The organism is Pseudomonas agronomica (genome assembly GCF_025917275.1).
Classification (GTDB): domain Bacteria; phylum Pseudomonadota; class Gammaproteobacteria; order Pseudomonadales; family Pseudomonadaceae; genus Aquipseudomonas; species Aquipseudomonas agronomica.
Genome location: NZ_JAOSHO010000699.1, coordinates 1 through 2071, shown reverse-complemented (window position 1 = coordinate 2071; position 2071 = coordinate 1). Strand labels below are relative to the sequence as shown.

Below are 2071 nucleotides of genomic sequence, written 5' to 3'. Positions count from 1 at the left end.
GGCGCGTTGGACGTGGTCACCCTGAACAAGGGGCGGCGCGACGGGTTGGTGGAGGGCAACGTCCTGGCCGTGATGAAGACCGGCGAAACGGTGCGCGACCGGATCACTGGCGCGCCGGTAAAGATCCCGGACGAACGCGCCGGCCTGCTGATGGTGTTCCGCACCTACGACAAACTCAGTTACGGCTTGGTGCTGTACGCCTCGCGTTCGCTCGCGGTGCTCGACAAGGTGCGCAATCCATAACGGGTCTCACAAGTTACCAACAGAGTTATCCACAGCTTGTTCCCGTCCAAACGGGGCTATAACGATCAAGGATTGATCACATGCCATTGCCTGAATCTGCGTCGGTTCCGCCTGCGGAGCTGGAGGCCCGTCTGCGCTTGCATCGCTTGCCGGAACTGGGACCTAAACGTTTCATGACCCTGATGGAGGCCTTTGGCTCGGCCTCCAAAGCCATCAGCGCGCCGGCCAGCGCATGGCGGGCGCTGGGGTTGCCCGCCGCGTGCGCCGAAGCTCGACGCGCCCCGGAAATACGCGATGGTGCCGCCCACGCACTGGCCTGGCTAGACGGCCAGGCCCAGCATTTATTGATGTGGGACCAGCCTGCGTACCCTGCGCTGCTGGTACAGATCAGCGACCCACCTCCGCTGCTGTTTGTCGCTGGCGACCCCTTGATCCTGGAAAAACCGCAGCTGGCCATGGTCGGCAGTCGCCGGGCATCACGTCCGGGCATGGACACGGCAGCGGCGTTTTCCCGAAGCCTGGCCGGCGCCGGTTTTGTCATCACCAGCGGCCTGGCCCTGGGCATCGACGCCGCCGCGCATCAAGCGGCGCTGGATGTCGGCGGGCTGACCGTTGGCGTGCTGGGCACGGGCTTGGAAAATTTTTATCCACAGCGCAATTGCCGGTTGGCGGAGGCGATGATTGCCCAGGGCAGCGCGGTGGTCTCGGAGTTCCCGCTGGACGCCGCGCCCCACGCCAGCAACTTTCCGCGCCGCAACCGAATCATCAGTGGCTTGTCCCTGGGCGTGCTGGTGGTCGAGGCCAGTGTCGCCAGTGGTTCGCTGATCACCGCGCGGCTGGCGGCGGAACAGGGCCGCGAGGTGTACGCCATTCCGGGGTCGATCCATCATCCCGGCGCCCGGGGTTGCCATCAGTTGATCCGTGATGGCGCGGCCCTGGTGGAAACCGTCGAACACATCCTCGAAGCGTTGCGCGGTTGGCAGCGATTGCCCCTCGCCTCGGAGCCGGTGCCGGTGACGCACCCGCTGTTGCGCCTGCTGCATGCCGCGCCGCAGACCAGTGAAGCGCTGGCCGATGCCAGCGGCTGGGGCTTGTCCAAGGTCCTGGCGGCGCTGACCGATCTGGAAATGGACGGACGGGCCATCTGCGAACACGGACGCTGGTTTGCTCGCTAGGTTTTACGGGGAAGATCGGTACACTGCGCACAGCCTTATTGCGTTGCGGAGAATCTTTTCATGGTCAACAGTTGGCGTGTGCAACAAGCCGCGCGAGAAATTCGCGCCGGGGCGGTCATTGCCTATCCAACCGAAGCGGTCTGGGGCCTGGGTTGCGACCCGTGGAACGAAGAAGCGGTGGAGCGCCTGCTGGCGATCAAGTCCCGGCTGCCTGACAAGGGATTGATCCTGGTGGCTGACAACATCCGCCAGTTCGACTTTCTGTTCGAGGATTTCCCCGAAACCTGGATGGACCGCATGGCCAGCACCTGGCCAGGGCCCAATACCTGGCTAGTACCGCACCAGAACCTGTTGCCGGAATGGATCACCGGCGTGCACGACACCGTCGCGCTGCGGGTCAGCGATCACCCGATCGTGCGCGACCTGTGCTCGCTGGTCGGACCGCTGGTCTCCACCTCGGCCAACCCCCAAGGCCGGCCGGCGGCGCGCACGCGGATCCGCGTCGAGCAGTACTTCCGCGGGCAGATCGACCTGGTGCTGGGCGGCAACCTGGGTGGGCGCAAGAATCCGAGCGTGATTCGTGACCTGGCGACTGGCAAGGTGGTGCGCCCGGACTGAGCCCAAATACACATTCTGCATCTTGCATAAAACCC

The 2071-nt window shown here is 64.7% G+C and carries 2 protein-coding genes and 1 pseudogene; all 3 read left to right on the top strand.

The features are described 5' to 3' along the window. A pseudogene (locus OC610_RS26295) lies at positions 1–243 on the top strand (LysM peptidoglycan-binding domain-containing protein); the annotation flags it as partial. Positions 244–323: 80 nt separating this feature from the next. Further along, positions 324–1418, top strand: coding sequence for a DNA-processing protein DprA (gene dprA, locus OC610_RS26290; RefSeq protein WP_264432036.1), 1095 nt, complete (start codon positions 324–326; stop codon positions 1416–1418). 60 nt (positions 1419–1478) lie between these two features. Then, positions 1479–2036, top strand: a complete 558-nt coding sequence (locus tag OC610_RS26285) for an L-threonylcarbamoyladenylate synthase (RefSeq protein ID WP_264432034.1) — start codon at positions 1479–1481, stop codon at positions 2034–2036. The last annotated feature ends 35 nt before the right edge of the window (positions 2037–2071 follow it).

What these genes read in the sequence shown, in the direction of transcription:
- OC610_RS26285 (WP_264432034.1), top strand. Translation starts at nt 1,479, where the DNA reads ATGGTCAACAGTTGGCGTGTGCAACAAGCCGCGCGAGAAATTCGCGCC.
- dprA (WP_264432036.1), top strand. Translation starts at nt 324, where the DNA reads ATGCCATTGCCTGAATCTGCGTCGGTTCCGCCTGCGGAGCTGGAGGCC.